General features: G+C 66.8%; 28 protein-coding genes. 10 read left to right on the top strand and 18 right to left on the bottom strand.

What is annotated here, in order from left to right; translation table 11 throughout:
* Positions 1-57 precede the first annotated feature (57 nt).
* The gene (locus ACOTSS_RS01895; RefSeq protein WP_448689872.1) at positions 58-777 is read right to left on the bottom strand and encodes a winged helix-turn-helix transcriptional regulator; all 720 of its coding nucleotides are present in this window, start codon (positions 775-777) and stop codon (positions 58-60) included.
* A gap of 84 nt (positions 778-861) precedes the next feature.
* Here ACOTSS_RS01895 and ACOTSS_RS01890 point away from each other — a divergent pair, with 84 nt between their 5' ends.
* On the top strand, positions 862-2,394 hold the full coding sequence (locus ACOTSS_RS01890) for a class I adenylate-forming enzyme family protein (RefSeq protein WP_448689871.1): 1,533 nt from the start codon (positions 862-864) through the stop codon (positions 2,392-2,394).
* 309 nt (positions 2,395-2,703) lie between these two features.
* On the opposite strand, the gene ACOTSS_RS01885 is transcribed toward ACOTSS_RS01890, so the two are convergent.
* From ACOTSS_RS01885 to crtY, 6 genes are read right to left on the bottom strand one after another with little or no spacing between them, the layout of a single operon-like run.
* Positions 2,704-3,222 carry an AAA family ATPase gene (locus ACOTSS_RS01885; protein WP_448689870.1) on the bottom strand — a complete coding sequence of 173 codons (519 nt, stop codon included), beginning with the start codon at positions 3,220-3,222 and terminating at the stop codon, positions 2,704-2,706.
* Positions 3,219-3,788 carry a nicotinamide riboside transporter PnuC gene (gene pnuC / locus ACOTSS_RS01880; protein WP_448689869.1) on the bottom strand — a complete coding sequence of 190 codons (570 nt, stop codon included), beginning with the start codon at positions 3,786-3,788 and terminating at the stop codon, positions 3,219-3,221. Before pnuC ends, ACOTSS_RS01885 begins: the two co-directional genes overlap by 4 nt.
* Complete coding sequence (locus ACOTSS_RS01875) at positions 3,785-4,744, bottom strand: phytoene/squalene synthase family protein (protein ID WP_448689868.1); 960 nt, start codon at positions 4,742-4,744, stop codon at positions 3,785-3,787. The genes pnuC and ACOTSS_RS01875 overlap by 4 nt, the downstream gene beginning before the upstream one ends.
* Positions 4,744-5,325 (bottom strand): LOG family protein, encoded by a 582-nt coding sequence (locus tag ACOTSS_RS01870; RefSeq protein WP_448689867.1) that lies wholly within the window; start codon positions 5,323-5,325, stop codon positions 4,744-4,746. Before ACOTSS_RS01870 ends, ACOTSS_RS01875 begins: the two co-directional genes overlap by 1 nt.
* Positions 5,322-6,800 carry a phytoene desaturase gene (locus ACOTSS_RS01865; protein ID WP_448689866.1) on the bottom strand — a complete coding sequence of 493 codons (1,479 nt, stop codon included), beginning with the start codon at positions 6,798-6,800 and terminating at the stop codon, positions 5,322-5,324. The genes ACOTSS_RS01870 and ACOTSS_RS01865 overlap by 4 nt, the downstream gene beginning before the upstream one ends.
* Positions 6,797-7,954 carry a lycopene beta-cyclase CrtY gene (gene crtY / locus ACOTSS_RS01860; RefSeq protein ID WP_448689865.1) on the bottom strand — a complete coding sequence of 386 codons (1,158 nt, stop codon included), beginning with the start codon at positions 7,952-7,954 and terminating at the stop codon, positions 6,797-6,799. Before crtY ends, ACOTSS_RS01865 begins: the two co-directional genes overlap by 4 nt.
* A 96-nt stretch (positions 7,955-8,050) precedes the next feature.
* On the opposite strand from crtY, the gene ACOTSS_RS01855 reads away from it, so the two are divergent.
* The 7 genes from ACOTSS_RS01855 to ACOTSS_RS01825 all read left to right on the top strand — a co-directional run bounded on the left by ACOTSS_RS01855 (position 8,051) and on the right by ACOTSS_RS01825 (position 14,947).
* Positions 8,051-8,584, top strand: coding sequence for an N-acetyltransferase family protein (locus ACOTSS_RS01855; protein WP_448689864.1), 534 nt, complete (start codon positions 8,051-8,053; stop codon positions 8,582-8,584).
* Positions 8,581-9,336, top strand: coding sequence for a sterol desaturase family protein (locus ACOTSS_RS01850; RefSeq protein WP_448689863.1), 756 nt, complete (start codon positions 8,581-8,583; stop codon positions 9,334-9,336). The genes ACOTSS_RS01855 and ACOTSS_RS01850 overlap by 4 nt, the downstream gene beginning before the upstream one ends.
* Positions 9,287-9,691, top strand: coding sequence for a DUF2141 domain-containing protein (locus tag ACOTSS_RS01845; protein WP_448689862.1), 405 nt, complete (start codon positions 9,287-9,289; stop codon positions 9,689-9,691). Before ACOTSS_RS01850 ends, ACOTSS_RS01845 begins: the two co-directional genes overlap by 50 nt.
* Before the next feature lie 183 nt (positions 9,692-9,874).
* Positions 9,875-11,554 (top strand): apolipoprotein N-acyltransferase, encoded by a 1,680-nt coding sequence (lnt, locus tag ACOTSS_RS01840; protein ID WP_448689861.1) that lies wholly within the window; start codon positions 9,875-9,877, stop codon positions 11,552-11,554.
* 52 nt (positions 11,555-11,606) lie between these two features.
* A complete protein-coding gene (metK, locus tag ACOTSS_RS01835) occupies positions 11,607-12,830 on the top strand; it encodes a methionine adenosyltransferase (protein WP_448689860.1) in 1,224 nt (407 codons plus the stop codon).
* Between the two features lie 52 nt (positions 12,831-12,882).
* Positions 12,883-13,596 carry a tRNA (guanine(46)-N(7))-methyltransferase TrmB gene (gene trmB, locus ACOTSS_RS01830; RefSeq protein WP_448689859.1) on the top strand — a complete coding sequence of 238 codons (714 nt, stop codon included), beginning with the start codon at positions 12,883-12,885 and terminating at the stop codon, positions 13,594-13,596.
* 100 nt (positions 13,597-13,696) lie between these two features.
* Positions 13,697-14,947, top strand: coding sequence for a tyrosine-type recombinase/integrase (locus ACOTSS_RS01825; protein ID WP_448689858.1), 1,251 nt, complete (start codon positions 13,697-13,699; stop codon positions 14,945-14,947).
* On the opposite strand, the gene ACOTSS_RS01820 is transcribed toward ACOTSS_RS01825, so the two are convergent.
* The 11 genes from ACOTSS_RS01820 to trbB are packed head-to-tail and all read right to left on the bottom strand — an operon-like array spanning position 14,931 to position 24,096.
* The gene (locus ACOTSS_RS01820; protein WP_448689857.1) at positions 14,931-15,152 is read right to left on the bottom strand and encodes a DUF2274 domain-containing protein; all 222 of its coding nucleotides are present in this window, start codon (positions 15,150-15,152) and stop codon (positions 14,931-14,933) included. The genes ACOTSS_RS01825 and ACOTSS_RS01820 overlap by 17 nt on opposite strands.
* Positions 15,149-16,330 carry a TrbI/VirB10 family protein gene (locus ACOTSS_RS01815; protein WP_448689856.1) on the bottom strand — a complete coding sequence of 394 codons (1,182 nt, stop codon included), beginning with the start codon at positions 16,328-16,330 and terminating at the stop codon, positions 15,149-15,151. Before ACOTSS_RS01815 ends, ACOTSS_RS01820 begins: the two co-directional genes overlap by 4 nt.
* The gene (gene trbG / locus ACOTSS_RS01810; protein ID WP_448691276.1) at positions 16,327-17,154 is read right to left on the bottom strand and encodes a P-type conjugative transfer protein TrbG; all 828 of its coding nucleotides are present in this window, start codon (positions 17,152-17,154) and stop codon (positions 16,327-16,329) included. Before trbG ends, ACOTSS_RS01815 begins: the two co-directional genes overlap by 4 nt.
* Positions 17,154-17,837 (bottom strand): conjugal transfer protein TrbF, encoded by a 684-nt coding sequence (gene trbF, locus ACOTSS_RS01805; RefSeq protein ID WP_448689855.1) that lies wholly within the window; start codon positions 17,835-17,837, stop codon positions 17,154-17,156. The genes trbG and trbF overlap by 1 nt, the downstream gene beginning before the upstream one ends.
* A 3-nt stretch (positions 17,838-17,840) precedes the next feature.
* Entirely contained in the window at positions 17,841-19,121 is a 1,281-nt protein-coding gene (gene trbL, locus ACOTSS_RS01800; RefSeq protein WP_448689854.1) for a P-type conjugative transfer protein TrbL, read from the bottom strand.
* Positions 19,122-19,125: 4 nt separating this feature from the next.
* The gene (gene trbK-alt / locus ACOTSS_RS01795; RefSeq protein WP_448689853.1) at positions 19,126-19,371 is read right to left on the bottom strand and encodes a putative entry exclusion protein TrbK-alt; all 246 of its coding nucleotides are present in this window, start codon (positions 19,369-19,371) and stop codon (positions 19,126-19,128) included.
* Between the two features lies 1 nt (position 19,372).
* Positions 19,373-20,092 (bottom strand): P-type conjugative transfer protein TrbJ, encoded by a 720-nt coding sequence (trbJ, locus tag ACOTSS_RS01790; RefSeq protein WP_448689852.1) that lies wholly within the window; start codon positions 20,090-20,092, stop codon positions 19,373-19,375.
* A 5-nt stretch (positions 20,093-20,097) separates the two neighbouring features.
* Positions 20,098-22,542, bottom strand: a complete 2,445-nt coding sequence (gene trbE, locus ACOTSS_RS01785; RefSeq protein WP_448689851.1) for a conjugal transfer protein TrbE — start codon at positions 22,540-22,542, stop codon at positions 20,098-20,100.
* Entirely contained in the window at positions 22,542-22,796 is a 255-nt protein-coding gene (locus tag ACOTSS_RS01780; RefSeq protein ID WP_448689850.1) for a VirB3 family type IV secretion system protein, read from the bottom strand. Before ACOTSS_RS01780 ends, trbE begins: the two co-directional genes overlap by 1 nt.
* Positions 22,796-23,119: a TrbC/VirB2 family protein gene (locus ACOTSS_RS01775; RefSeq protein WP_448689849.1), complete on the bottom strand. Its 324-nt coding sequence runs from the start codon at positions 23,117-23,119 to the stop codon at positions 22,796-22,798. Before ACOTSS_RS01775 ends, ACOTSS_RS01780 begins: the two co-directional genes overlap by 1 nt.
* The gene (trbB, locus tag ACOTSS_RS01770; protein ID WP_448689848.1) at positions 23,116-24,096 is read right to left on the bottom strand and encodes a P-type conjugative transfer ATPase TrbB; all 981 of its coding nucleotides are present in this window, start codon (positions 24,094-24,096) and stop codon (positions 23,116-23,118) included. The genes ACOTSS_RS01775 and trbB overlap by 4 nt, the downstream gene beginning before the upstream one ends.
* 219 nt (positions 24,097-24,315) lie before the next feature.
* Here trbB and ACOTSS_RS01765 point away from each other — a divergent pair, with 219 nt between their 5' ends.
* Positions 24,316-24,828 carry a LuxR C-terminal-related transcriptional regulator gene (locus ACOTSS_RS01765; protein WP_448689847.1) on the top strand — a complete coding sequence of 171 codons (513 nt, stop codon included), beginning with the start codon at positions 24,316-24,318 and terminating at the stop codon, positions 24,826-24,828.
* A gap of 58 nt (positions 24,829-24,886) precedes the next feature.
* Complete coding sequence (locus ACOTSS_RS01760) at positions 24,887-25,216, top strand: hypothetical protein (protein ID WP_448689846.1); 330 nt, start codon at positions 24,887-24,889, stop codon at positions 25,214-25,216.
* Position 25,217: the final 1 nt, after the last annotated feature.

Here is a 25,217-nt window from a genome sequence, read left to right as displayed (position 1 = left end):
CTCCGGGGCTGTCTGGTTTCTTTATTCCCGAGATGAGTAGCGGGTTGAAACTTTTGGTCAAGCAAGCTCGCCGCGCCGCGAGCGCAGCGCATAGCCGCGGCCCTTGACCGTGTGCAGCATCGGCCAGGCGAAACCACGGTCGATCTTGGCCCGCAGCCGCGACATATGCACCTCGACGCGGTTGGTGCCGGGATCGAAGTCGATCCGCCACACCGCGCGCAGCAACGCCTCGCGTGACACCGGCCGGTCGGGCACGCGCGCGAGATTCGCGAGCAGGTCGAATTCGCGCAGCGGCAGCCGGATCAGCCGCCCGGCGCGCTCGACACGGCGATCGATCAGGTCGATGCGCAGCTCATCCGTGCTGAGCTGCCCTGCCGCCATGCGGCTGCGGCGCAGCAGGCTCGCGACGCGCGCGACCACCTCCGTGGGATCGTCGGCCCAGCCCACCGCGTCGTCGGCGCCCGCGCCCAGCGCCGTCATCCGCTCGGCCCGGCACTCGCGGTCGGACAGGATGAGCAGCGGCCGCCGCGCCGCGATGCTGCGCGCGAGCAGGATGGTATCCGCCGCAGCCGGATCATCGAATGGGTCGACCACGAGCGCATCGAAACAACCATCGCGCCACCGGGCAGCACCGCCCGCGAGGGGCGGCAGGAGCGCGACGCGGAAGCCGGCGGCGGACACCGCGTTCGCGAGCGTCCATGCGCGGGCCTCGCGCGGGTGATGGATGGCGACGAGCGGCGGAAGGTCGATCGGCGCACAGCCGTCGCGTTCGTCCATCGCCCCTCCCCGCGGCCGCCCCGCCTCAGCCCGGTCCCTTCCCCATGTCGTTGCACGCTAGCGCCGCTGTGCTAACGAATCGCTATGACCAGTGCCGACCTGCTCGCCTCCGACTTCGCCACCCTGCCCGATCTGGTTCGCGCCCACGCGCAGGAACGTCCCGATGCCGTAGCGGCTGCCGATCCGTTTCGGCGCCTGAGCTGGTCCGAACTGGACCAGATGATCGACCGAATCGCCGCGCGGCTTCAGCAGGATGGCTTGGCGAAGGGCGACCGCACCGCCATCGCCGGGCTCAACAGCGTCGAGCAGATCGCGGTCATCCTCGGCACGCTGCGCGCCGGCGGCGTCGCGGGGCTGATCACCAACAGCGCGACGGGCGAGCAGATGGCGGCGATGATCGCCGACACCGGCGCACGCCACCTCTTCCTCGACAGCGCCGCCTCGGTGAGCCTCGAAGGACAGGCCGTCACCGCCAGCGACCGGATCGCGATGGACGGCAGCGACGTCGGCGTGGCGCTGGGCGACTGGATGGCCCCCGAAGGCGCCACGCCGGCCGCCGTCGCGATCGATCCGCTCGACGGCTTCAACATCATCTATTCGTCGGGCACCACCGGCACGCCGAAGGGTATCGTCCACAGTCATGCGATGCGCTGGCAGCATATCCAGCGCGGCGTCCCCGCCTATGGCCCGGCGGCGGTGACGATCCTGTCGACCCCGCTCTATTCGAACACGACGATGGCGAGCTTCCTGCCGACGATCGGGTCGGGCGGGCAGACCGTGCTGATGAAGAAGTTCGACGCGCGCGGCTTCCTCGAACTCGCCGAGCACGAGCGCGCGACCAACACGATGCTCGTGCCCGTGCAATATCGCCGCATCATGGCGCTCGAGGATTTCGGCCGTTTCGACCTGTCGAGCTTCATCATGAAATATTGCACTTCGGCGCCCTTCCCCGCCGCGCTCAAGGCCGACGTGCTGGCACGCTGGCCGGGCGGGCTCGTCGAAATATACGGCATGACCGAGGGCGGCGCGGCCTTCATCCTCGAGGCGCATCAATTCCCCGACAAGCTCCACACCGTCGGCAAGCCCGCGCCCGGCCATGTCGCCAAGGTGATCGACGAGGAGGGCAACGAACTGCCGCAGGGCGAGGTCGGCGAGGTGGTCGGCCGCAGCCCGGCGATGATGACCGGCTACAACAACCGCCCCGATGCGACCAAAGCGATGCACTGGCACGACGCCGACGGAAACCTCTTCTATCGCCACGGCGACATCGGCCGGATCGACGAGGACGGCTTCCTGACGCTGATGGACCGGGCGAAGGACATGATCATCTCGGGCGGCTTCAACATCTTTCCGAGCGATCTCGAGGCGATATTGGCCGCCGACGACCGCGTCGTCGAAGCCGCCGTCGTCGGCATGCCGAGCGACGAATGGGGCGAGACGCCGGTGGCGTTCGCGGTGCTGAAGGCGGGCGCCGACCCCGAAGCGGTGCGCGCCGACTGCAACGCCAAGGTCGGCAAGACCCAGCGGCTGAGCGCGATCAAGGTCGTGGAGGAACTGCCGCGCAGCCCGATCGGCAAGGTGCTGAAGCGCGAATTGCGCGATGCCTATGCGGGGTGAATGGCCGGTAGCGACCGAAGGCGGCCATAGCTGACGTGATCCCCGGCGAAAGCCGGGGTCCAGGGCGTTGGAGTGCCGACGCTGCGCCGTCACGCTCTGGAACCCGGCTTTCGCCGGGGTCACGAGAGGATTACCGATAGAAACGCAATTCTTTTTCCATCGTCATCCCGGACTTGATCCGGGATCCCGCTTTTGAAGGCATCGACTGGCTTCGGCATCCAGCGGGACCCCGGATCAAGTCCGGGGTGACGATAGTGAATAGATAGCCGCTCTCTACCGCAAAAACCGACATCCAGCCGTGCTCTTAATTTACGTCAACCCGGCCGCCTGGATCGCCGCCAGCGCGCTGTCCAGCCGCGCGTCGCCTGTGCCCTCGACCCACGCCCAACGCAGCCTTCGGCGGTCGAGTTCGCCAATCGCCACGTCCATGAAGCGTCGCCGCGCCGCCGCGCTGCCGAAGAGACGCGTGCCGTCCTCCTGCCACGGCAGGTCCATCGCGGGGACGAGATAGAGGTCGGCGGTGCCCTGCCACCGGTCGATCGCGGGCAGGCGGCGGCCGAGCAGCATGATCGCCCATGCCTGCGTCATCAGCGGGTCGGTGTCCGAAACCAGCCAGTCGGGCCGCTGCGCCAGCGCCGCCTCCGTCGCGGCAACATGGCCATCGAAGATCGCGAGCAGGTCGGCCTCGTCGAACTCAGTGCCGTTCGCTTCGGCATAGAGGCGGCCATATTCGGGTACCACGACTCCGCCAAGCCGGGCCGCAAGGCGCGGCGCCAGCGTCGACTTGCCGGTGCTTTCGGCGCCGTGAAGGCAAATGTGGCGCGTCATGCGGGCGCCGCTCCCACCGCAGCGGCGCGGCGCCATTCGATCAGGCCGGCGATCGAAATGCCGAGCAGCACGACATAGACCGCGCTCGTCGCATAAAGGCCCCGCCACGCGAACAGCGGGACCGCGATCAGATCGACGAGAATCCAGAGGAACCAGCTTTCGACCCGACGCCGCGCGAGCAGGCCTTGCGCGGCGATGCTCGCCATCGCGATGCCGCCGTCGGCCCAGGGCGCCGCTGCGTCGGTGAAACGGTGCATCGCCGCGCTCCACGCGACCCAGGCGATGATCGTCGCGAGCGCCCAAAGACTCCGCTCGCGCGGCGTCATCCAGCCGACCGGCACGCCGCTGTCGTCCTTTGCGCGCAGCCAGTTCGCCCATCCGTAGAGGTTGAGCGCGAAGAAGAAGCCCTGGAGCAGCATGTCGCTGTAGAGCTTCGCTTCATAAAAGACGAAGGCGTAGAGCGTCACCGCGACGAGCGCGAAGGGATAGTTCCACACGCTGCGCCGCGCGACGAGCGCGACGTTGATCAGCACCAACACCGCCGCCAGCCATTCGAGTTGGCTCATTCGCCTTTCCCTGCCCGCGGCCGCGTCCACAGCCCCTCGCGGCTGATCCGGCGCAGCGGCGGGCGGCGCAATACCGACCAGCCGGCGCGGGCGACCCAGCCGAGCTTCGCGCCAAGCGAACTCGATGCGCGGTGATCCCAGGCATGGTCGCCGCGGCGGCGGACCTCGCGAGCGATGTCGCCGTAGATACCGGTCGCGGCGAGCACAGCCCAGCGGCTGCGCGGGCCGAGCTTGCGCGCGCCCCAGCGTGCCGATGCCTCATATTCCTCGGCCATTTCAGCGAGCCATTTCGCCATCACCGCAAGCCGGGACCGGAAGGCGGGGTGCATGTGCTGGCCGGGTGGGATGTCGAGTTCGACGAGCCATTCGTCGGGCAGGTAGCAGCGGTCGGCGGCGGCATCCTCGGCGACGTCGCGCGCGACATTGGCGAGCTGGAAGGCGATGCCGAGGTCCGATGCGCGGTCGAGCGTCATCTCGTCGCCGGCGTCGATCCCCATCACCAGTGCCATCGCGACTCCCACCGCGCCCGCGACATGATAGGCATAGCGGAGAAGATCCGCCTCGCTGCGCGGCCGCCAGTCGTCGGCGTCGAGTTCGAAGCCGGCGATGATGTCGTCGATGACGCCGCGCGGAATCGCGATTTCGCTGAGCAGCAGGCCAAGCGCGTCGAAGGCGGGCGCGCCGGTCGGCTCACCCGCGAACGCGCGGTCGGTCAGCGCGCGGATCCGCGCCAGCGCCGCCTTCGCGTCATGGCCTCCGGCCATCGCCCCACCGTGATCCTGCCCGTCGACGAGATCGTCGGCGGCGCGGCACCAGGCGTAGAGCAGCCACACCCGTTCGCGCGTGATCCGGTCGAACAGCCGGCTCGCGAGCGCGAAGCTCTTCGACCCCTGCGCGATGCTGTCGTGCGCGAAGCCGTGCAGGGCCTGTGCGTCATAGCCCCCCGCTTCGTTCATCAGAGATCGTCGGCCTTCATGGCGAAGATCGGCTCGTGCGGCCGATAGGCCGCCATCTTGTCGAGCAGTTCGTCGATTCCCGCATCGACGATCATGATTCCCGCGTGCGCGGGGCGGATGAAGCCCACGTCGATCATCTTGCGGTTGAAGGCGATCAGATCGTTGTAGAAGCCCGCCGCATTGAGCAGCCCGACGGGCTTCGCGTGATAGCCGAGCTGCGCCCAGCTGATCGCTTCCCACAGCTCGTCCATCGTGCCGACGCCGCCGGGGATGGTGAGGAAGCCGTCGGAGAGGTCGGTGAACATCCGCTTGCGCTCGTGCATCCCCGAAACGACATGGAGTTCGGTGACGCCGCGGTGCGCGACCTCGGTGCCGACGAGCGCGTCGGGGATCACGCCGATCACCTCGCCGCCCGCCTCGAGCGCCGAATCGGCGACCGCGCCCATCAGCCCCAGGCGCCCGCCGCCATAAACGACGCCGATGCCGCGGCTCGCCAAGGTGCGGCCAACGTGGCGCGCGGTTTCGATATAGACGGGATCGGCGGGGGTCGCGGATCCGCAATAGACGGCGAGGCGTTTCATAGATCTTCCAACATCAAACGGGCCGTTGCCTTGGCGCTGCCAACGACCCCGGGGATACCAGCGCCCGGATGCGTCCCCGCGCCGACGAAGTAAAGGTTCGAAATCCTGTCGTCGCGGTTATGGGCGCGAAACCAGGCGCTCTGCCGCAGCAGCGGTTCGAGGCTGAAGGCGCTGCCGAGATGCGCCGACAGGTCGCGGCCGAAATCGCGCGGGCTATAATGGAAGCGGGTGACGAGACGGGAGCGCAGCCCCGGCAGCATGCGCCGCTCGACCTCGGCGAGGATCGCGTCGGCGAAGCGCTGCCCGAACGCGCCGTCCCAGTGGGCGGGCGCCTTGCCGAGATGCGCGACCGGCGCGAGCGCGTAGAAGGTGGCGTGGCCCGGCGGCGCCATGCCCGGGTCGGTCGCGCTCGGGTGATGGAGGTAGAGCGAGACATCGTCGGGCACGGCGCCGCGCCGGTAGATGTCGTCGAGCAGCCCCTTGTAGCGCGGGCCGAACAGGATGCTGTGATGCGCGACGTCGGGATAATCGCCCTTCACGCCAAAATGGACGACGAACAGCGAGGGCGACCAGCGTTTGCGCGCGAGCCCTTTGGCGATCCTGGCGCCGCGCTTGTGATCGAGCAGGTCGCGATAGCTGTGCATCAGGTCGCCGTTGCACGCGACCATGTCGGCGTCCGCCCGCCAGCCGCTTCGTGTCGTCACGCCGGTCGCGCGGTCGCCCCGCGTTTCGATTTTCGCCACCGGATCGCCGAGACGCAACGTCCCGCCCAATCGCTCGAACAATCGCACCAGCCCCGCGACCAGCGCGTTGGTGCCGCCGCGCGCCCACCAGACGCCGCCCTGCTTCTCGATCGTGTGGATCAGCGCGTAGATCGCGCTCGTCGTCATCGGATTGCCGCCGACGAGCAAGGTGTGGAACGACAGCGCCTGCCGCAGCCGCTCGTCGCGAACGTAGGACGAGACGATCGAATAGACGCTGCGCCACGCCCGATATTGCATCAGCGCTGGCGCGGCGCGGAGCATCGAGGCGAAGTCGAGGAAGGCGGCCGCGCCGAGCTTCACATAGCCTTCGCGATGCACCCCATTCGCATATTCGAGGAAGCGCTCGTAGCCGTCGACGTCGGCGGGATCGAGCTTCGCGATTTCGGCGCGCAGCGCGGGCTCGTCGTTCGAATAGTCGAAGCTCGACCCGTCGGGCCAGTCGAGGCGGTAGAAGGGGGCAACGGGCACCAGTTCGACATCGGCCGCCATATCCTGCCCGCTCAGCGCCCACAGCTCCTCAAGGCACGGCGGATCGGTGATGACCGTCGGCCCCGCGTCGAAGGTGAAGCCATCGCGCCGCCAGTGATAGGCGCGCCCGCCGGGTTTGTCGCGCGCCTCGACGATGGTGGTCGCGACGCCCGCGGACTGGAGCCGGATCGCGAGCGCGAGGCCGCCGAAGCCCGCGCCGACGACGATCGCGCGGCGCGTCATCTCCAGTCGAAACGCCGGAGCGCGGCAATCGCCCGGCCGACCGGCACCGGCGGCTTGCCGGCGAGCAGGCGCAGCTTGTCGCCGGCTCGCAAGCGCCCCGCGTAGAAGCGCGCGATCAGGCCGGGTGAGAGGCGGTAAAAGCGCTCGAAGATGCGATAGCGCTCGTCGGGTGCGGCGGCGCGGAAGAGCATCGCGCCGAGCATCCGGTAGAAGCGCTGACGCCGCCACCCCGCCGCGGCCCGCTCGCGCAGCACGGTGGGCAGATCGGGGCCGATCAGGTCGGGGAGCGCGGCGGCGGTACGCACGGCATCGGGAAGCGAATAACCCGTCGTGGCGTGAAAGGCGCCGGCGCGCACGCCGATGCGCGCGGTGCGATCGGACGGCGGCCAATAGCGATCGAAGTCGCCCGCGATCACCACCGGCAGCGCACCGCTCTCCTCGCGCACGGCCTTCTTCGCGACCTTCCACCCCTGCGCCGCGGCATAAGCCTGGATGCGTTCGCGGACCGCCGGGACGTCGAGGTCGGGCGCATCGCTGTAGCAGGTGTCCTCGATGAACATCGTCTCCGCATCGAGCGGGAGCAGATAGACGAAGCGATAGCCGCCGATCTGCTCGACCGCGGCGTCCATCACCACCGGCTGGGCCAGTCCGTGCCCGCCCTTCACGCGCAGCGCCTGTCCGACGAACTTCTGCCAGCCGCAGGTCAGCGCCGACCCGTTCCCCGCGCCGCGCGCGTCGATGACGTGGCGCGCGTCGAGCCGCCCGCCCGCGGCGAGCAGCACATGGTCGGGCGCGAGATGCAGCGCGCGGTCGGCGATCAGGCGCCCCTCAGGCAGCGCTTCCGCGACAGCCTCCGCCAGCGCCTCGCCGGGGATGCTCTTGTACCCCATGCGCAGCGTCCGGTGATGCCCGGGGAAGCGGACATGATAGGCCGGCCAGTGATGGCGGACGAGCGGTGCGACGAGCCAGCGGTCGCGTTTCGCGATGTCGCTGTCGAAGAAGGACCAGATATGGTTGCCGCCGACCGTCCCCGCCTCGACCAGCCGGACGTCGAGCTCCGGCCGTTTCGCCGCGAGCGCCAGCGCGGCGAGCCCGCCCGCGAGCCCGCCCCCGACGATGGCGATGTCGCAGCGCGAGGACGGGGTGCTGGTCATGCGACGGGCGTAGCCGAGGGAGGTGCGGCGGGGAAGGCAAATGGCGCACCGTTCGGCGCGGATGACTTTCGGTGCGGCTTGCTGCAAAATCCCGCCATGTCCACGCCCGGCCCTCTCATCGAACCCGCAACACCCGACGACGCCCGGGCGATCGCGTCGATCTACGCGCATCATGTCGCGCGCGGCACCGCGAGCTACGACATCGAGCCGCGCAGCGTCGCGGTGACCACGGCGCTGATTTTGGAGCATCGCGCCAGGGGCTGGCCCTTTCTCGTCGCGCGCGACGCGGACGGCGGGGTCGCGGGCTACGCCTATGCCAGCCAGTTCCGCCCGCGCGCCGCCTATGCCTGGGCGTGCGAGGACAGCATCTACGTCGCCCCGGCGCAGCAGGGTCGCGGCGTCGGCCGCGCGCTGCTCGACGCGCTGCTGGTCGCGGCCGAGGCGGCGGGGTTCCGCACGATGGTCGCGGTCATCGGCGGCGGCGAGCCCGGATCGGTCGCGCTCCACGCCGCCTGCGGCTTCGCCCACGCCGGACGCCTCGCGGGGATGGGCTGGAAGCATGGGCGCTGGCTCGACACCGTCTATATGCAGCGCGCGCTCGGCGACGGCACCGCGAGCCCGCCCGAATGAGCGCCGCGGCGGCCATCGCGCTCGCGGCGCTCGCGATGACGCTGATCGTCGGGGGGCGCTATCTGGTGTCAAGCGGCGCCTTCGCGCTGGCGACGCGGCTTCGGCACCCCGGCCTCTATCGCGGGCTGGGGCCGCAGATCCGGCGTGAGATCGGCTGGAGCCTCGCGAGCGCCGCCATCTACGGCATCCCCGCCGGCATCGTCGCCTGGGGCTGGCAGGCGCGGGGCTGGACGCGCATCTACACCGATGTCGGCGACTATCCGCTCTGGTATCTGCCGGTCAGCCTGCTCGCCTATCTGCTGATCCACGACGCCTGGTTCTATTGGACGCACCGGGCGATGCACCGCCCCTGGCTGTTCCGCCGCGCGCATGCGGTGCATCACGCGAGCCGCCCGCCGACGGCCTGGGCGGCGATGAGCTTCCACCCCGCCGAAGCGGCGACCGGCGCGGTCGTCATCCCGGCACTGGTTTTCGTCGTCCCGATCCATGTCGCCATGCTCGGCCTCGTCCTCGCGATCATGACGCTGATGGGCGTCGCCAATCATATGGGGTGGGAAATGGCGCCGCGCGCGCTGGTGCATGGACCCGCCGGGCGCTGGCTGATAACCGCAACGCATCACGAGGCGCATCACGCCGCCTATCGGGGGAATTATGGGCTCTATTTCCGCTTCTGGGACAAAGCGTGCGGCACGGATATCGGGCTTGGTTCTTTTGCCGTTGCTGATCGCCGCGAGCGCGCCGCCGACGGTTGAGGTCAGCGTCACCGGGCTTCGCAGCACCAAGGGGCAGATCCTCGTCTGCCTGACCACCAATGCAAAGGCGTTTCCCGATTGCAGCAAGGACAAGGGCGCGGTGCGGCTCGCCGTGAAGGCGGCCGATGCCGGAGATTTCAAGCTCGCCGCTCCCGCCGCGGGCACCTATGCGATCGCGATCGTCCACGACGAGAATGGTAACGACAAGATGGACATGGCGCTGTTCCTGCCCCGCGAAGGCTTCGGATTTTCACGCAACCCGGCGATCATAGCCGGGCCGCCGAGCTTCAAGGCGGCGAGCTTTGCCGTGAGCGGCGAGGTGCGGCAGGCGATCAAGATGAAATATATGCTTTAGCGGAGGCCCGGTTCGAGGCGGCCCTTGGGGTGGGGAGTTGACATCCCCACCTTCGTCATTTCCGCGAAAGCGGGAATGACGAAGCTATGAGACGCAGAATGTCGCTAACCGCTCACAACCAGCCATATCCTCTCCGGCGCATGCGTCATTGTCGCCGCCCCATCGCGCCGCTAAAGCACCCGCGTGACCGCGCTTTCCTCCCGCATCGCCGCTCTCGCCCACCGCTGGCCGAAGGGCCTCGCGCTGCTTCTCGGCCTCGTATCCGCGACCGGCTTTGCGCCGCTGAACCTGTGGCCGCTCACCCTGCTCGCATTCGCGGGCTGGCTGTGGCTCGTCGCGCGAGCGCCGCGCGGCTGGCGCGCGTTGGAGATCGGCTGGGCGTTCGGGGTCGGTCATTTCGCGCTCGGATTGAACTGGATCGCGACCGCCTTCACCTATCAGGCGGCGATGCCGGCCTGGCTCGGCTGGATCGCAGTGCTTCTGCTGTCGCTCTATCTTGCCGTCTATCCGGCGCTGGCGGCGTGGGGGGCTTGGGCGGTGCAGACATTCGTCGCCCCAGCGAAAGCTGGGGCCGCCAGCAGGCAAAGCACGAGGCCGAATGCGGCCCCTGCCTTCGCAGGGGCGACGCTCTCCTTCATCCTCGCCTTCGCCGCGCTGTGGACGCTGACCGAATGGCTGCGGAGCTGGGTGTTCACCGGCTTTGCGTGGAATCCGTTAAGCGCCTTCCTCGTTCCGGTTTCGCTGGCATCACCGGCGAAGATCGTTGGAACTTACGGCTTGTCGGGGCTTGCCTTGCTTTGGGTGGGGTGGGGTTTGCGGCTTGCGCCCCGATGGCTGACGGTCTTTCGCAGCAGCCTCAAGGATGGCACATTCGTTTCGGTCATGATCTTGGGTCCGATCGCCTTTTTCGGCGCCCCCGTCCTTGTCGCCGCGCTGATGAATATCGGCGAGGCCGAATTTGCGCGTCTGGGGGCCATCACCCCCATCACCGTCGTCCAGCCCAACATCGGACAACAGGACAAATGGGAGGGCGGCAAGGCCGACGCCAATTTCGCCAAGCTCGCGCGGCTGACGATGCCGCAGGACGACGCGCCGCGTCTGATTCTGTGGCCCGAGGCCGCGATCCCCGACTATCTCGAAACCGGCTATCCGCCTGTCTATTATGATCGCTCGCCCGCAGAAGCGCGCGGTCGGCTGACCAGCCTGATGAACACGCACGACCTGATGCTGCTCGGCGCTCTCAAGCTCGAACTCGATCGCACCGGCGAGGCCATCGGCGCACGCAACGCGGTGATGACAGTGCACGCGGACGGATCGCTCGGGCCGCGCTACGACAAGGCGCACCTCGTCCCCTATGGCGAATATCTGCCGATGCGGCCTTTGCTTTCCGCGATCGGCCTGTCGCGCCTCGCGCCGGGCGACATCGACTTCTGGCCCGGCCCCGGCGCCCGCACGCTCGACCTCGGGCGCTTCGGCAAGGCAGGCCTTCAGATCTGCTACGAGATCATCTTTTCGGGGCAGGTCGTCGACCGCGCCCACCGCCCCGACTTCATCTTCAACCCCTCGAACGACGCCTGGTTCGGCGCCTGGGGCCCGCCGCAGCATCTGGCGCAGGCGCGGCTGCGCGCGATCGAGGAGGGACTTCCCATCGTGCGCGCGACGCCGACGGGGATCAGCGCGGTGATCGACGGCGATGGACACGTGCTCGAATCGATCCCGATGCACAAGGCCGGACGGATCGACACCATGCTGCCGCGCGCGCACGCGCCAACGCCCTTCGCACGATACGGCAATGCGCTTTCTGTCGCTTTCGCGCTGCTGCTCCTCGCGCTCGCCATTGCCTTTCGCCGCCGTGGGCGCTAACAGCAGCGCGACATAAAGCATCCTTTATATCCGATTCACAGAAGGTCTCTCCATGCGCAACAGCTTCCTCTTCACCTCCGAAAGCGTGTCCGAAGGACATCCCGACAAGGTGTCGGATCAGATTTCGGATTCGATCGTCGACCTGTTCCTGTCGAAGGACCCCGAAGCGCGCGTCGCGTGCGAGACGTTGACCACCACCCAGCTCGTCGTGCTGGCGGGCGAGATCCGCTGCAAGGGCGTCTATGAGGACGGCGCCTGGGCCCCCGGCGCGCTCGACGAGATCGAAGCGACCGTCCGCAAGACGGTGAAGGACATCGGTTACGAGCAGGACGGCTTCCATTGGGAGACGCTGCGCTTCGAGAATAACCTCCACGGCCAGTCGGCGCATATCGCACAGGGCGTCGACGAAAGCGGCGACAAGGATGAGGGCGCGGGCGACCAGGGCATCATGTTCGGCTATGCGTCGGACGAGACGCCCGACCTGATGCCCGCGACGCTCGATTACAGCCATAAGATTCTCGAGCGCATGGCCGCCGACCGCAAGGCGGGTACGGCGCCCTTCCTCGAACCCGACGCCAAGAGCCAGGTCACGCTGCGCTACGCCAACGAACGCCCCGTCGAGGCGACCGCGATCGTCGTGTCGACCCAGCACGCGCCCGGCTATTTCTTCCACAATGGCGAGGGCGACGAGGCGAAATATGCCGAGCTTCGCGACTATGTGAAGCGCGTGGTCGCCGACGTGCTGCCCGCCGAGCTGCTGACCGCGAACACCGTCTATCACATCAACCCGACCGGCCGCTTCGAGATCGGCGGACCCGACGGCGACGCGGGGCTGACCGGACGCAAGATCATCGTCGACACCTATGGCGGCGCGAGCCCGCACGGCGGCGGCGCGTTCAGCGGCAAGGATCCGACCAAGGTCGACCGCTCGGCCGCCTATGTCACCCGCTATCTCGCCAAGAATATCGTCGCCGCGGGGCTCTCGCGCCGCTGCACGATCCAGCTCTCCTACGCGATCGGCGTCGCCGAGCCGCTGTCGGTCTATGTCGACCTCCACGGCACCGCGGCCGAGGGCGTGACCGAGGCGGCGCTCGAACAGCTGATCCCGCAGCTCGTCCGCCTGACGCCCAAGGGCATCCGCACCCACCTCGGCCTCAACAAGCCGATCTATCGGCAGACCGCCGCCTATGGCCATTTCGGCCGCCAGGCGAACGGCGACGCCTTCCCGTGGGAGCGCACCGACCTGACCGACAAGCTGAAGGCGGCCTTTGCCTGATCGGTATCCGGGGCGGCTTGCCGCCCCGGCTCCGTATCGCTAACGCGCCGCCATGACTGCTTATAAGTCCGGCGATCCGACCACGCTCAACCGTCTCTATGGCCGCGCCAAGGGCAAGCCTCTGCGCGCGGGCCAACGGGATCTGGTCGACCATCTGCTGCCGCAGATCGCGGTGCCGGACGTTGGCGAAGTTTCCGCGGAGCGTCTGTTCGGCGACGACCGTCAGTTGCATTTTGAAATCGGTTTCGGCGGCGGCGAGCATATGGCGGGGCGCGCCGACATGCTGCCCGATCACGGCTTCATCGGCGCCGAGCCCTTCGTCAACGGGGTGGCCCAGGCATTGGTCCACATCGGCGGCGACCATGGCGCGCACCCGCCGCTCGGCAATGTCCGCATCCATCATGGCGACGCGCTCGAAGTGCTGCGCCGCATCCCCGACGGCGCCCTCTCCTTCGCCTATCTGCTCCATCCCGACCCCTGGCCCAAGGCGCGCCACGCGAAGCGGCGGATGATGAACGACGGCCCGGTCGACCTGATCGCCGCGAAGCTGAAGCCGGGCGGCGAGTTCCGCTTCGGCACCGACCATCCCGTCTATCTCGCCCACGCGCTGATGGTGATGCGGCGCCACCGCCACCAGTTCGAATGGCTGGCGAAGGATGCGAAGGACTTCCTCGTCCGCCCCGGCGGCTGGCCCGAAACGCGCTATGAAGCCAAAGCGCGCGCGCAGGGGCACGAGGTGTGGTATTTCCGATGGAGGCGTAAATAGGAGTGCTATAGAACTGAAAAGAGTAGTTTTTTTCTGTTCTGGTCTTTGCTACTCTTACCCAGATTATCCAGCGATTTCGGTCACGGTGATTGCTGGGTGATTGCTGGAAAACGCCTTATCGGGAGACCTGATTATGGCGAGCGGAAAGATCACGAAGCGCTCTATCGATGCCCTCATCGCGGACACCGAATGCGGCATTCTGTGGGACGATAGCATCAAGGGATTCGGTGCCAAACGAACCAAAGCCGGTGCCGTCTCATATGTGCTGCAATTTCGAATGGGTGGCAGAGAAGCCAAGACCCGCAGATACACGATCGGCAGTCACGGTTCGCCGTGGACGCCAACTACTGCCCGAAGCGAGGCTGAACGCTTGGCGATCCTGATTGCTCAGGGCGTCGATCCTGGCGAGGCAGAGCGACAGCGGCGGAGAGAGGCCGTCGATCTCGCTTTTGACAATTATGCCGACAAATTTTTGGAGGCATGCGTCGGCAAGGGCTGGCGGCGATTGGTGGAACAGGCTCTCAGGCTTCATGTAAAGCCGGTCCTAGGCGCAAAGCCGCTTCCCAGGCTTTCTCGAATCGACGTGGTTGCGGTTTTCGACAGAATGCCGCGCGCGCACGTCGCCAATATCCGTAACGTGTTTGCGGTCTTGCGCCGCCTCTTTCGCTGGGCGGTGAGCCGCGGCGACATCGAGCGTAGCCCCATGGAGGGCATGGAGACCCCGCCTGCGGTAAAGCCGCGCGATCGCTGGCTATCGGACGAGGAACTGGGACGGATATGGATTCAGGCGCCAAAAACACATCATTGTTTCGGGCCGATCGTGCGACTGCTGGTTGTCACCGGTCAGCGCCGGGAAGAAGTTTCGTCGCTCTCGTGGCAAGAACTCGATCGACGGGAGCGCCTCTGGACCCTGCCGGGCGACAGAACGAAAAATGGCGAACCGAACCGCATACCGCTGAACGACCTTGCTCTCGCAATCCTGGACGAACTCGCCGGCTCGGACGCATGGCCGCGTCATGGCAGGCTGTTCGCGACGTCGCGAGGCGGAGCGTTCACCGGCTATGACAAGGGCAAGAAAAAGCTCGACCGGCTTGTTTCTGAAGACGGCGGCGAGCCGGTACCTAATTGGCGCCTTCACGATCTTCGTAGAACTCTCGCCACCGGATTTCAGCGTTTGGGTGTACGATTCGAAGTTACCGAGGCGGTGCTGAATCATGTGGGCGGTTCGCGGGCGGGCGTGGCTGGAATCTATCAGCGCCACGATTGGAAGGACGAAAAGCGTGAAGCACTGGCTCTATGGAATGACCATGTTTCCTCGATAATCCGTTGCCTCGTTACGCCTGCCGCCTGAGTTTGCCGAACTCCCGATCTCCAGCGATAAAACGCTCGATCATGGGTGGGATCAGGCGCTCGGGTGCGAGCGGCTCTGGCAATCCATGGAGCTTCGCGTGGACGCGCGCGTAGTCGGCGAGGTCGCGCAGCAGACTGCCCGAAAATTCGACGGCCAGCTTCGCGGATTTTTCCTCGATGACCGGACCGAGCCTGAGCTTGCTCATGGCCGGGACTCCAAAGGCTCCAGAATGAGATCGCGCGTCACGATCACCCTGAAGGCAAAGCCTGGCCGGATACGGATTGTTGGCTCGATCCCGATCTCGCGCTCGGCAAGCCTCCGCCCAGTCTGGCTGACGGCATCTTGCGATCCCTCGCGGATCGCGCGCACGAGTTCGTCTTCGCCACTGGCGACAAGCTCGGCACCGGCTCCGAATAGGGTCGAGACAAGAGCAGCCCTGAAAATCCGGCCCCAATGATGGTCGACGCGATCGGCGAGGCCAGCCATCCCGCGCACATCGGCGCCGGGTTGCCGATCAAGCTTGATCGAACGCCCCCCCGGAAGGATCAACCGGTCCCATGCCAACAGCACGCGGTCCTGACCCGCCGCGACCTCGCTGTCATATTCACCGATCAGCCTCGCCCCTTGCGGGATGAGAAGATGCCGGCCTGTCGGGCTATCGAAGACATTTTGGGTGACCTGCGCCGTGATCTGGCCGGGCAGATCCGAATTGATGCCCGTGATCAGCGCGGCGGGAATGACGCTGCCCGCCTGAACGATGTAAGGCGAACTGGCTGGCCGTATCCGCTCGGCGCTCTCGGCCACCTGGCCATTTTGCGCGAGAAATGGCGTCCGGCCTGCTGCCGATGGATCGGGTTGACTCGATAAGGGGACATCGGGCGGGAGCGAAGCGGTCTCGACGGCAGCGGCGCCGAAAAGACGGCTCGAGCGCGCAGCTTCCCGTTCCTGCTGTGCCCGCTGACGCGCCTGCTCTGCTGCGGTCCGCGCCGGATCGGGAGATGACGGCCCCTGCCCCATCGACGGTAGCGGAACCGGCTCTCCATCCTGCTGCGCGGATGCGAGTGATCGACCGAGTTCGCCGGGAGGAGGCGGTCCGAGTTTGGGAATGGCACCATAATCTTTCGGCGCGCCGGTGACTGCTTCGGACCGGTTGTTAGCCGCCGCGTCGTATAGATTCTCGGGCGCTTCATGCACCGCCGGCCTCAGGGCCCAGAAAAGCGCGCCGCCGATCACGATGCCCGCCGTGCCGCCCACGACCGCCAATGCCTTTCGCGACAGACGCATGACATGCGGCGGCTCGGGCGTAAGCCTGAATGGTTCGGCGGGAACGATATCCGGACTCGGCAATTCCGCGGCCGGGATTGCCTCTTGGGCGCCGGTCATGATGCGCTTCCCACACGCTTGATGCGAACCGCCTTGGCGGCCCGCCCGTTGCCGAGCCGCAATTCGCCCCGATCGAACAGGCGATCGACGACGAGGAAGCGGCCATCGACACGGTAGTTGACGAGTTCAGCCTGATCCTTCGCGCCGAGGATGAAAAGCGGCGGCATGTCGCCGACCGCGATGCTCTCGCCAAACTCGATGAACAGCTGTCGGCCGTCATCGAAGACGCGAACCGGGCGCCAGGGAACCCGGTCGCCCGACAGCTTGTAGCCAAAATTGAGCGAAGGCAGCGCGATGCCGGTAGCAACCGAAGTCGACCGCGCGGCCTCCGCTTCGGCCAGCTTGAGCGCCAGCAGTTCGTCGGCGGGATAGGTCCATGATACCGACGCCATATAGGCGGACGGCGTCGCGCGCAGCTCGATATGATAGGTCCGCCGGTCGGTGTTGATAATCATATTGGTCATGATGTCGGAGCGCACTGGTTTCACGAGCAAATGAACACGGCGCTTAGCGCCGGCGCCGCTGACGGTGTCACCGATGATCCAGCGCACCGTGTCGCCCGCGGCGACCGGTCCAGGCCCAACCAGCTGTTCGCCCTCCTGCAACACGATGTCGGTGACCTGCCCCGGCGACGCGTAAACCTGATAGAGCGCACCGTCGGCCCACGCATATTGCTGGATTGCATTGCGAAAGCCCTGCCGATCGGGCTGGACGCGCGCCTCGGCATTGGCGCGTCCGACCCGTTGTTTCGGATCGGCAGGTTCGCTGGCGAAAGCGACGGAAATCGCCAACGTGAACGCAAGCGAAGCGGCGGAAACTCTCATCATTGGCTGAGCTCCTTGGACCATGAAATAGCCGACACGAAGAGACCGAGCGGATTGCGGCGAAGCCCGTCGGCATTGCGCGGCGGCTTCAGGCTCACGGTCAGGATCGCCGACCAGCGCGATGTTTCGATGAGGCTGCCATCCTGATAGCGGCGCTCGGTCCATGCGATGCGAAAGCTGTTTTTAGACGCGCGGATGACGCTCGAGACGTCAACGGCGACCTGGACCTTGCCGACCTCGGCAAACGGATCGTTGTTCCGCGCATAGTCATTGAGCGCCTGTGCGCCCGTCGCGCTTGCAAAGTCATAGGCCGAAAGCCAGTCCGCGCGCAGGACCACCGGATCGGCGGGAATGCTGCGGACATGCTCGATGAAGCGTGCGAGATGGAAAGCGATCTGCGGATCCGTCGGCGACCAGTCGGCATCCGCCGGCGCCACCGCTCTCGCCTCGCCGAGCTTGTCGACCTCGACGACCCAAGGCGTGATCGTACCGCGCGCGGATTGCCAGACGAGCCCTCCGGCGAGGCCGCCCGAGAGGATGAGGCATCCGAAAAAGGCCAGGCGCCAGTTTTTCGCCTGCACGCGCGCCGAGCCGATGCGATCGTCCCAGACCTGCGCGGCGCGCTGGTACGGGGTCACCGGCGTGGGCGATTTGCCGTAATGATTGGATGCGCGTCGGAACATGGATCAATCCTTCTCGCTGATGTCGGGCGCCGATCCGGCGCCATGGCTGTCGCCGCTCTTGAGGGTATGGGCGCCGATGGTCGCGCCCTGCGTCACTGACTGTCGGCGGCGCATTGCGGCAGCCCATGCCGGCGGGCCATCGCCTGCAGCGCGGGACGTTTCGCCGGCACCCTGTCCGGCCTTACCGGCCTGATAATCTGACCGCATTTTCGCGGCGGCGCGGCGAAGCGGGCTGGAAGCCGCGCTTGCGGCGCTTCGGGCCACATTTGCCAGTCCGCCGCCAACCGCGCTCGCGCCGCTCTTGCCAGCGGACCCCGCTGCGTAAGCGGCGGATGCGCTTCCCGCTCCGCGCACGCCAGTAGCCGCTGCACCCCGGACAGCCGTCGCGGCTGCGCCGCCCGCCAGCGTCGCTCCCGCCGCTCCGGCTGCCAGCGTTGCGCCTGCCGCGACCGTGGTCCCCGCGGCGGCGCCCGCACCAAGCTGCGGCCCGCCGGCGACGATGCCATTGGCGATCGAGGGGCCGAAGATGCCGAGCCCGAGCAAAGTCAGCGCACCGAGCGCAATCGCCATGGCCTGCTCGATATCGGGCTCGGGTCCGACCCCGGCGTCAAGGAAGCGGGAGAAAAGCGTCGTGCCGATCCCGGTGATGACCGCGAGCACGAGCAGCTTGATGCCCGACGAGACGATATGGCCAAGGACTCGCTCCGCCATGAAGGCGGTGCGGCCGAAGAAGGCAAAAGGTATCAGAACGAAACCCGCGAGCGTCACGAGCTTGAATTCGAGGATCGTGACGAAGACCTGCACCGCGAGAATGAAGAAGGCGAGCACGACGATCACCCATGCGACGAGCAGGATCAGGATCTGCATGAAGTTCACGAACAATCCGATCGGGCCGAGCAGATCGGCACTCGCGTCGAGCAGCGGCTCCGCAGCGTCGAGGCCCGTAGCGGCGATCATGCCAGGACGCATGAAGTCGCCGATCGCAAGCCCGCCGCCGCTGGCCTTCAGGCCGAGCCCGGCGAAGCTCTCGAGCAGGATCGTGGCGAGGGTCTGAAAATTGCCGATGATGAAAGCAAAGAAGCCGATGTAGAGCGTCTTTTTGACGAGCCGCTGCAGCACATCCTCGTCGGCACCCCATGCCCAGAAGAGCGCCGCGATCGTTACGTCGATCACGATCAGCGTCGAGGAGAGAAAGCCGACCTCGCCGCCGAGCAGCCCGAATCCGCTGTCGATATAGGTCGAGAAGACCGACAGAAATTGGTCGATTATGCCGGTATCTTCCATGGAATCAGTCCTCTTTCCGGCCGAAAAAGCGATCGCGCTCGGCCTCCCATGCGGCTGCGCATTCCGCATGGGGCTCGGTGACGGTGCGGCAACGGCGCAGCGTGTCCCGGCGCCCGGGCGGCGCGTTCGCCTCGAATATCTGCGGAGCGGGCGCGCGCGGCGCGGGCGGGTCGAGGGATGCGACGACGGCGATCGTCAGCGCGAGCCCGCCGCCGACCGCCACAAGCACCAACCTGCCCGCCCCGCCCATCTCAATTGCCCTTGCGGAAGCGGTGGAAGCGTTCGCGGCCTTCGGCCTCGATCGCCGCGGCGCGCGCAGCGTCCAGCATGTCGGCGCGCCCTTGCGCGGTGATGGCGGCGGCAAGATCGCCGAGCTGCTGCGACTGGAGCGCGAGCAACTGGTTGCCCGCCTGCGCCGCCTGCAGCGCGCCGGTCGCCGACTGACTCGCCGTCACGAGGATCCCGATCGAGCGCCGCGCACTTTCCATGTTGCCGACGACACCGGCCTGCACCTTCAGCGCGTCCTGGAAGGCGCCGACGCTATCGCTCCAGCGCGCTTCGGCGTTGGCGACCATCGCGGTCTGCGACCCCGACAGCGCGGCGCCCTTGTAGCGAGTGTCGAACGCCTTCTGGATGTCGCCGACGTCGAAGGCGACACGCTGCGCTTCGCCGAGAAGCTGGCGGGTGCGGTCGACCTGGCCCTGCAATTCCTGGAGGGTCGAGACGGGCAGGCTCGAGAGATTCTTCGCCTCGTTCATCAGCGAGGCCGCCTGGTTCTGCAGCATGCTGATCTGGTTGTTGATCTGCTCGAGCGTGCGTGCCGCGATCAGGATATTCTGGGCATAGTTGCGCGGATCGTGGACGATGCCGCCGATCTGCGCGCTCGCCGGCGCGGCAGCAAAGCCGACGGGGGCAGCGGCGGCCACCAGCACCGCGCCGATAGCGGCGCGAGCAAAATGAGTCTTCTTCATGGATACTACTCCTTCGGGGGTGAGGCGGATCGGAGCCCGGCGAGCAGATCGGCGGCCCATGCGAGACCGCGATAGCGGAGCCAGGCGGAGGCGAAGCCGTCGGCGCCATGCTCGGCGACAAGCTCGCCGATGCGGATCTGGTCGGTCTTCGAGGATGCGGCGGTGAAGGCGAGCGCGATGTCGCCGAGACCCAGTTCGAATAGGCGGTTGCCGCGGCGCGACTGGCAATAATAGTCGCGTTTCGGCGTCGCCCGGCTCAATATCTCGATCTGCCGGTCGTTGAGGCCGAAGCGTTCGTATACGCGCGCGATCTGCGGTTCGGCCGCACGCTCGTTGGGCAGGAACAGCCGCGTCGGGCAGCTTTCGATGATTGCCGGAGCAATGCTCGACGCCTCGATGTCGGCGAGACTCTGGGTCGCGAAGATCACACTCGCATTCTTCTTGCGCAGCGTCTTCAGCCATTCGCGAAGCTGCGCGGCGAAGGCAGATTGATCGAGGACGAGCCATCCCTCGTCGATGATGATGAGCGTCGGCGATCCGTCGAGCCGGCCTTCGATCCGGTGGAACAGATAGGAAAGGATCGAGGGCGCCGACGATGCGCCGACAAGCCCTTCGGTCTCGAGCGCCTGAACGCGGGCGTCGCCGAGATGCTCGGTCTCGGCGTCGAGAAGCCGGCCCCAGGGACCGCCGACAAGATAGGGCGCGAGCGCGAGCTTCAGTTCCTGCGACTGGAGCAGCACGGCAAGACCGGTCAGCGTCCGCTCTTGGGCCGGCGCGGTCGACAGCGAGGTCAGCGCCGACCAGAGATGTTCCTTCGCGCTCGGGTCGACCGCTACCCCCTCGCCCGCGAGCAAGGCGGCGAGCCATTCGGCAGCCCAGGCGCGTTCGGACGCCTCGTCGATCCGCGCGAGCGGCTGGAGCGCGACCGAGCCGACGCTGCCGGCGTCGTGAAGCGCGCCGCCGAGATCCTGCCAGTCCCCGCCCATGGCGATCGTCGCAGCCCGGATCGAGCCGCCATAATCGAAAGCGAAGATTTGGCTGCCCGCATAGCGGCGGAACTGCAGCGCCATGAGCGCGAGGAGCACCGATTTGCCAGCGCCGGTCGGGCCGACGACGAGCGTATGGCCGACGTCGCCGACATGGAGAGTTAGGCGGAACGGGGTCGAACCTTCGGTCTTGCCGTAAAGCAAGGGGCTATCACCGAAATGCTCGTCCCGTTCCGCCCCCGCCCACACCGCGGAGATTGGGATTAGGTGGGCGAGATTGAGCGTGGAAACGGGGGGCTGGCGGACATTGGCGTAAACTTGGCCGGGGAGGCTCCCGAACCAGGCCTCGAGCGCGTTCACGCCCTCGATCGTGCAGGTGAAGTCGCGGCTCTGGATGATCTTCTCGACAAGCCGGAGCTTTTCGGCGGCGAGAGCCGGGTCGCGATCCCACACCGTGACCGTCGCGGTCACATAGGCGATGCCCGCTTCGTCGGCGCCGAGTTCCTGCAGCGCAAGATCGGCATCGGCTGCCTTGTTCGACGCATCGCTGTCCATGAGCACCGAAGCTTCGTTGGTCATGACCTCCTTGAGGATCGCCGCGATCGACTTGCGCTTCGCGAACCATTGCCGCCGGATCTTGGTGAGCAATTTCGTGGCGTCGGTCTTGTCGAGCATGATGGCGCGCGACGACCAGCGATAGCCGAAGCCCTGGCGATTGAGTTCGTCGAGCAGGCCCGGGAAGGTGACGCTGGGAAAACCTGTGATGGTCAGCGTGCGCAGATGATGGTCGCCGAGGCGTGGTTCGAGGCCGCCGACGAGCGGTTCGTCAGCGAGAAGGGCATCGAGATAGGCGGGCGTCTCGGGGACGCGGACCCGCTGCACCTTCGTCGAGACGCAGCTGTGGAGATAGGTCAGCGTCTCGCTGTCGCCGAGCCATTCAGCCTCGGGCATGAAGCTCTCGACGAGGTGCAAAAAACGGTCGGTGCGGTCGGCGAAGCTTGCCAACAGTTCCCTGGGATCGACGCCGGTCTTCGAGCGCCCCTCATAGAGCCAGGCTTCGGCGCGCGCGGCCTCCTCGGCGGGCGGCATCCAGAGCAAAGTCAGATAATAGAAGCTTTCAAAATGCGCGCCTTCCTCGCGAAACTGCTCGCGGCGCTCGACATCGACAAGCTCGGACACGGCGTCCGGAAACTCGGCGAGCGGATAGGATTGCGCCGGAACACGCTGCGCCTCGACGAACACCGCCCAGCCCGAGCCGAGCCGGCGCAGCGTGCTGTTCAGCCGCGCGGTCACGGCGACGAGTTCGGCAGGCGTCGCGCTGTCGAGATCGGGGCCGCGAAAGCGCGCGCTGCGCTGGAAGGACCCATCCTTGTTGAGGACAATCCCCTGCGCGACGAGCGCCACCCACGGCAGATAGTCGGCGAGATGGGCGGACCGGGGGCGATATTCGGAGAGATTCATCATCAGCGCATCCAGACGGGATATTTGAGGTGACGCCGGGCGACGTCGACGAACTGCGGATCGCGCCGCGCCGCCCAGACCGAGAGCGCATGGCCGATCGCCCAGATGGCGAGGCCGGCAAGCCAGAGCCGCAGACCGAGGCCGATCGCCCCCGCGAGGGTGCCGTTGACGATCGCGAGACTGCGCGGCGCCCCGCCGAGGAGGATCGGCTCGGCCAGCGCCCGGTGCACCGGGGCGAAGAAGCCCGGGACCTCCATCAGACGAGCACTCCGCCGCCGAAGGAGAAAAAGGAGAGGAAAAAGCTCGACGCCGCGAAGGCGATCGACAGGCCGAAGACGATCTGCACGAGCCGGCGGAAGCCTCCCGAAGTGTCACCGAAGGCCAGGCTGAGTCCGGTGACGATGATGATGATCACCGCGACGATCTTGGCGACCGGCCCCTCGACGCTCTCGAGGATCGACTGCAGCGGCGCTTCCCATGGCATCGACGATCCGCCGGCATATGCAGGCGCGGTGAAAACAAGGGCCGCGGCGAGCGCCGCTGCGGCGATGAGCGGTCGGCCTGAAATCGGGATGGTCATGCAAGCTCTCCTGCAGAAAGGGCTGGGGTCAGGCGGTATTCGGAAGATCCGGGATCGAGCCCGTCGACACGCACGAGTTCGGACAGGTGCCGACCGGCGCCCGTCCGAACGAGGACGGCGACGAGATCGATCGTCTCCGCGAGTAGCGCGCGCGGCACGGTGACGACCGCTTCCTGGATCAGCTGCTCCATGCGGCGGAGTGCCCCGAGCGCGGTTCCGGCGTGAATGGTCCCGATGCCGCCGGGGTGCCCGGTGCCCCACGCCTTCAGGAGGTCGAGTGCCTCGGCGCCGCGCACCTCACCGATCGGGATGCGATCGGGGCGCAGGCGAAGCGAGGAGCGGACGAGATCGGAGAGCGAGGCGACCCCGTCCTTCGTGCGCATCGCGACGAGGTTCGGTGCCCTGCATTGAAGTTCGCGCGTGTCTTCGATCAGGACGATGCGCTCGTCGGTCCCGGCCATTTCGGCGAGCAGGGCGTTGGTGAGCGTGGTCTTGCCGGTCCCGGTCCCGCCCGCGACGAGAATATTCAACCGGTCGGCAACGCCGCGCCGCAGCAGATCGGCCGCGCCGCGTCCCATAATCCCCGCCGCCACATAATCATCGAGCGTGAAGACCGCGACGGCGGGCTTGCGGATGGCAAAGGTCGGCGCGGCCACCACCGGCGGCAGCAGCCCTTCGAACCTTTCCCCGCTTTCCGGCAGCTCTGCGGACACGCGGGGCGACAGGGCATGCACTTCGGCACCGACATGATGGGCGACGAGGCGAATGATGCGCTCGCCATCGGCTGCGGCAAGCCGGGCCCCGCTATCGGCGAGCCCGGTGCCGAGCCGGTCGATCCACAGGCGGCCGTCGGGGTTCAGCATGACCTCGACGATCGCTGGATCGGCGAGCCACTCGGCAATGGCTGCGCCCATCGCCGTCCGCAGCATCCGGGCACTGCGCAAGTTTGCTTCGATCCGGATCGGTTCTGCGCCCATCGGGAGCCCCATTGACATGTCCGGGCAAGGGCGCCCGGCTCGACGGGGTCGAGTAAGAGACGCAGGAATGCAGGCGATTCAACAAGCTTTTCGCGTCATCAAACAATGGGGAAGAAAGACAGGCCATGGGGTAGCTCGCTTCGCCGCGACACGGCCTCAAGCAACCGTATCGCGGGGTCGGTAGCTTGTGCTGCACCGGTTTTTGGCAAGAATGTGCGGATGACTGATTCGGGGTCGCAGCCCTCAGACGATTATTCGCGCTGGCAACGCCTTACGGAAAAACAGCGTGCCTGCCTCGACCTGTTGCTCGAGCGGCAAACGTCGAAGCAGATTGCGCGCCGGCTCGATATCTCCAAGCAGGCCGTCGATCTGAGGCTGACGACCGCACGGGACATATTGGGCGCCGCGAACCGTGACGAGACGGCGATCCTTTATGCCCGGCTTCGACAGACCTATGACCGGATACCATGTGATCCGGTCATACTACCGTCGCGCGCCGGATTGGTGCCATCCGATCTTCCGAACGAAGGGACGGCCGAGACATGGGCGCATGCCGCGACGCTCGAGGATGGGTCTGTCGAAGCCGGCCCGGCGTTCAAGGATCTTTGGAGACATGATCATCCGCGAGAGCGAAGAGGCTGGATCATGGCGGGGATGCTCACGCTCCTCGTTCTTCTTGCTCTCGCAGGCCTGATCATCGGCGACACGCTGACCAGGCTGCTCTCCCACTGATCCTTTCACCCTGTCGAAGGTCAATCGCCGGAGCAATCTTTCCGGCAAAGGAGAAGTCATGTCCCAGGAAATAACGATCACCGCGGCGCGCCTCGTGCGCGATGTGCCGGCTGCGGAAGTCCGAATCGACGATGCGCTCATCGCGGTGTCGTCGCTGATGACGAGCGTCGTCACGGCGCGTCGCGATACCGCCGGCGTGTCGGCAAGGAAGGGCCAGACGACCATCAGGCGATTGCTGAAAGCGCAGACGGCTCTCATCGATGTCAGCGGCGATATCCTGCGCGTGCACGGCGAACTGGCCGACATCGGACGCGAGACCGGCGGGTATGATCTTCACGAATGTCCCGCGATCGAAAAGGGCCCGTCAGCCGTTTCGTCAATGGCCTGAC

This window comes from Sphingopyxis sp. NJF-3, assembly GCF_053514865.1.
Note: the sequence above shows the minus strand (reverse complement) of the source record. Positions and strands in the feature narration are given on the sequence as shown.

Coding starts and splice junctions, on each gene's coding strand:
- trbF (WP_448689855.1), bottom strand. CDS start 17,837: ATGTTCCGACGCGCATCCAATCATTACGGCAAATCGCCCACGCCGGTG.
- trbJ (WP_448689852.1), bottom strand. CDS start 20,092: ATGAAGAAGACTCATTTTGCTCGCGCCGCTATCGGCGCGGTGCTGGTG.
- ACOTSS_RS01895 (WP_448689872.1), bottom strand. CDS start 777: ATGGACGAACGCGACGGCTGTGCGCCGATCGACCTTCCGCCGCTCGTC.
- ACOTSS_RS01780 (WP_448689850.1), bottom strand. CDS start 22,796: ATGGAGGTCCCGGGCTTCTTCGCCCCGGTGCACCGGGCGCTGGCCGAG.
- pnuC (WP_448689869.1), bottom strand. CDS start 3,788: ATGAGCCAACTCGAATGGCTGGCGGCGGTGTTGGTGCTGATCAACGTC.
- trmB (WP_448689859.1), top strand. CDS start 12,883: ATGACTGCTTATAAGTCCGGCGATCCGACCACGCTCAACCGTCTCTAT.
- ACOTSS_RS01870 (WP_448689867.1), bottom strand. CDS start 5,325: ATGAAACGCCTCGCCGTCTATTGCGGATCCGCGACCCCCGCCGATCCC.
- ACOTSS_RS01875 (WP_448689868.1), bottom strand. CDS start 4,744: ATGAACGAAGCGGGGGGCTATGACGCACAGGCCCTGCACGGCTTCGCG.
- ACOTSS_RS01865 (WP_448689866.1), bottom strand. CDS start 6,800: ATGACGCGCCGCGCGATCGTCGTCGGCGCGGGCTTCGGCGGCCTCGCG.
- trbB (WP_448689848.1), bottom strand. CDS start 24,096: ATGGGCGCAGAACCGATCCGGATCGAAGCAAACTTGCGCAGTGCCCGG.
- ACOTSS_RS01760 (WP_448689846.1), top strand. CDS start 24,887: ATGTCCCAGGAAATAACGATCACCGCGGCGCGCCTCGTGCGCGATGTG.
- ACOTSS_RS01775 (WP_448689849.1), bottom strand. CDS start 23,119: ATGACCATCCCGATTTCAGGCCGACCGCTCATCGCCGCAGCGGCGCTC.
- ACOTSS_RS01765 (WP_448689847.1), top strand. CDS start 24,316: ATGACTGATTCGGGGTCGCAGCCCTCAGACGATTATTCGCGCTGGCAA.
- trbE (WP_448689851.1), bottom strand. CDS start 22,542: ATGATGAATCTCTCCGAATATCGCCCCCGGTCCGCCCATCTCGCCGAC.
- ACOTSS_RS01850 (WP_448689863.1), top strand. CDS start 8,581: ATGAGCGCCGCGGCGGCCATCGCGCTCGCGGCGCTCGCGATGACGCTG.
- ACOTSS_RS01885 (WP_448689870.1), bottom strand. CDS start 3,222: ATGACGCGCCACATTTGCCTTCACGGCGCCGAAAGCACCGGCAAGTCG.
- ACOTSS_RS01855 (WP_448689864.1), top strand. CDS start 8,051: ATGTCCACGCCCGGCCCTCTCATCGAACCCGCAACACCCGACGACGCC.
- trbL (WP_448689854.1), bottom strand. CDS start 19,121: ATGGAAGATACCGGCATAATCGACCAATTTCTGTCGGTCTTCTCGACC.
- trbG (WP_448691276.1), bottom strand. CDS start 17,154: ATGAGAGTTTCCGCCGCTTCGCTTGCGTTCACGTTGGCGATTTCCGTC.
- ACOTSS_RS01890 (WP_448689871.1), top strand. CDS start 862: ATGACCAGTGCCGACCTGCTCGCCTCCGACTTCGCCACCCTGCCCGAT.
- crtY (WP_448689865.1), bottom strand. CDS start 7,954: ATGACCAGCACCCCGTCCTCGCGCTGCGACATCGCCATCGTCGGGGGC.
- ACOTSS_RS01815 (WP_448689856.1), bottom strand. CDS start 16,330: ATGACCGGCGCCCAAGAGGCAATCCCGGCCGCGGAATTGCCGAGTCCG.
- ACOTSS_RS01820 (WP_448689857.1), bottom strand. CDS start 15,152: ATGAGCAAGCTCAGGCTCGGTCCGGTCATCGAGGAAAAATCCGCGAAG.
- trbK-alt (WP_448689853.1), bottom strand. CDS start 19,371: ATGGGCGGGGCGGGCAGGTTGGTGCTTGTGGCGGTCGGCGGCGGGCTC.
- metK (WP_448689860.1), top strand. CDS start 11,607: ATGCGCAACAGCTTCCTCTTCACCTCCGAAAGCGTGTCCGAAGGACAT.